This is a genomic window from Gemmatimonadaceae bacterium (assembly GCA_035533755.1).
Taxonomy (GTDB): domain Bacteria; phylum Gemmatimonadota; class Gemmatimonadetes; order Gemmatimonadales; family Gemmatimonadaceae; genus JAGWRI01.
Genome location: DATLTC010000058.1, coordinates 1 through 2,818 on the forward strand (window position 1 = coordinate 1; position 2,818 = coordinate 2,818).

Below are 2,818 nucleotides of genomic sequence, written 5' to 3' on the forward strand. Positions count from 1 at the left end.
CTCGCACATCCAGCGGATCACCTGCGTCTCGATCACCGTCGCCGCCGGCGACATCTCGAACACCGCCACCGACTGGTTCAACGCGCCGATCAGCGACTCGGTCCACACGGCCGCCGGCAGCGGCGCCGACACCTGATGCCCCACGTACCGCGGATGATACAGGTGATTGCTCTCGGCGATCACGTCGGTGCGCAACCGCGCCAATATCTGCTCCACGCTCCGCCCCGTGCGCGGCAACGGCTCGGCGAACCGCTGCGCCAGCGCCGCGGGCGACTGCGACGACGTCACGCGCTGCGCAACGTCCCGCGTGCCCGCCAGGTACTCCGTGGCCAGCTGCACGAACGCCTGCGCCACCTCGGGCGCCATGTCGCGCTCCAGCTCGTCCACGATCGATGTGCCCATGCGTCCCTCACTCCGTGTCGCCACCCGTGAGCTCCAGTTCGAACAGCCGCCGCGTGCGCGTGAGATCCAGCGTCTCCACGCATTGAATCCGCCGCACCTCCACCACATCCGCCACCCGTTCGGCCAGCATCTCGCGCAACAGCTCCGGCGTGGGCTCGGGAAAGAAACTCAGCGTCACGTGCGGCGTGAAGGTGAACCGCGGACGCTCGTACAACAGCCCGCTGGCCTTGATCCGGTCGTGCAACGTCCGCAGCGGCCCGTGCGGATCGAGCGGCAACACCACCACGTTGCTCTGCATGAACCGCATCGGCGCCCCGAACCGCAATGCCATCGGCGCCGTGGCGCGGGCGATCGGCTCCAGCGCCGAACGCAGTTCCGCCTCGGTGGTCCTCGTGGAGATCGGTCCCATCCCCGACGATCCCGTGATCGTCACGTGCGGCGGCTGCGTGGCCGCCAGCTTGGGGTCGAACCGCGTCTGCAACGTCAGCATCCGCTCGCGCAGCGGCGCCTCCAACTCCGCGATGATGATGATGCCCGATTTCATCGCTGGAGGTTCACGCCCACCATCATCCCGCCCCCCACCGCCGGCGCCACCGACACTTCGTGCAGGAAGATCCGGTCCACCCAGTTGCCGGGATGCCCATGCTGATAGCGCACCACGGCCAGCCCCGTGAGCGTCCCGATGCCGGCGCCCAACATCACGTCGCTCGCCCAGTGCGCGTTGTTGTAGATGCGCGATAGCCCCGAGAGCGTGGCCCCGCCGTACGTGAGCACGCCGATCAGCGCCTGCTCGCGCGGCCACAGCCGCCCGCTCTCCGCCGTCACCACCGACGCCAGCGAGAACGCCGCCAGCGTGTGCCCCGACGGAAACGACTGATAGTCCCCCGCCGACCCGAACCCACGCCCCAGCTTGAAATCGTGCGGATCGTGGATGTTCACCCGCGGCCTCGCCCGGCCCGCCACGCTCTTGAGCACCCACCCCACCACCGACGATCCGATGATCGCCTCGCTCGCGTGCCCCCCGATGTCGGCCATCGTCCTATCGTGCGTCAGCCGCCCCGCGATGTACAGCCCGCCCCCGATGATCACCGTGCCCGGATCGGCCAGCTCGCGGAACACGGTGGCCGTGTTCTTCAGCGCCGCGTTGCTCTGATTGGACGGCAACTGCGAACGCTCGGCGATGCTCTCGTCCAGCGGCCACACGGCCACCATCCCGGCCACGAATCCCCCCGCCAGCCACCCATCCGCCCTGGTGAACAGCGGCGGCGGCGCAGTCGCGCTATCGCGCCCCGCCGCCGTCCCCTGCGCCCACGCCACACTCGGCGCCACCATCGCCATCACCACACCCACCATCCACCGCGATCTCGATTTCAAGCCCATTTCCCCGTAGTTAGCCGTTGTCCCTCCTACCCCCCTACCCCCCTACCGTCCTACCGTCCTAAAGGCAGCAGTTTGGATCGCAAAGTGATCTCCGCACTCTGCCGCAAATCATCCAGGAACATCATCTGCGCCTCGTACGCCAGCGCATGGTCCTGTACCACCGCGTCCAACTCGTAGTTCATCGCCACGCCCAAAAAGTTCACGTCCGTCGAGCCCACGCGCACCCAGCTCCCGTCGATCACGCTCGTCTTGGCGTGCATCATCTCGCCCTGCCATTCCCAGATGCGCACGCCGTTGGTGAGCAGCCGCCGATAGTAGCGCCGCGACATCAGCGTCACCCACGGATGGTCGTTGCGGCTCGGCACCAGCACCCGCACGTCCACCCCGTCCCGCGCCGCACCGAGCAGCGCTTCCAACTCCGACCACGACGGTACGAAATACGCGCTCGCCAGCCAGATCGATCGCTCCGCCGAGATCGCCTGCATCTGGAAGGCCCGCGCCACGCGCAACCGCCACGGCTCCCCTTCGATGATCCCCACCAGCGCCGACTCGTGCGTGGACGGATCCAGATGCGCCCCCCGCGCCGCCGGCCGCAGGTGACGGACCCGCTTCACCCGGTCCCCCGTCACGCGCCGCCACATCGAGTCGAACGCCTCGCCCATGTCCAGCGCCGCCGGCCCCTCCACGCGCAGCGCCGTGTCGCGCCACCGCGACCGGCCGCGCCGCAGCACCCCGGTCAGCCATTCGCGCCCGATCCCCACGCCCCCCGTCACGCCCACCGCATCGTCTACCACCAGCAGCTTCCGGTGATCCCGCGGCATGAGGCCCAGCCACCGCTTGAGCCCGGGACGGTTGAACAGCCGCACGTCCACCCCGTTCCGCCGCAGATCCGCCAGAAATGCGCGTGTCGCGCCGCGGCCGCCGATCCCGTCGGCGATCACCCGCACGTTCACGCCGCGCGCCGCCGCCCCCTTGAGCGCCGTCGCGAACCGCTGCCCCACCTCGTCCGACCGGAAAATGTAGCTCTCCAGGGCTA

Annotated in this window: 4 protein-coding genes; all 4 read right to left on the bottom strand. The window is 69.2% G+C overall.

Annotation, left to right across the window (positions count from 1 at the left end; all coding sequences use genetic code 11):
* Positions 1 to 402, bottom strand: a 402-nt coding sequence (locus VNE60_08780; protein HVB31601.1) for a hypothetical protein, incomplete at its 3' end; no start/stop codon positions are given.
* 7 nt (positions 403 to 409) lie between these two features.
* On the bottom strand, positions 410 to 946 hold the full coding sequence (locus tag VNE60_08785; protein HVB31602.1) for a 2'-5' RNA ligase family protein: 537 nt from the start codon (positions 944 to 946) through the stop codon (positions 410 to 412).
* The gene (locus tag VNE60_08790) at positions 943 to 1,776 is read right to left on the bottom strand and encodes a phosphatase PAP2 family protein (GenBank protein HVB31603.1); all 834 of its coding nucleotides are present in this window, start codon (positions 1,774 to 1,776) and stop codon (positions 943 to 945) included. The genes VNE60_08785 and VNE60_08790 overlap by 4 nt, the downstream gene beginning before the upstream one ends.
* A gap of 56 nt (positions 1,777 to 1,832) precedes the next feature.
* Positions 1,833 to 2,818 (bottom strand): phospholipase D-like domain-containing protein (locus VNE60_08795; GenBank protein ID HVB31604.1); only part of this gene is annotated, 986 nt, incomplete at its 5' end.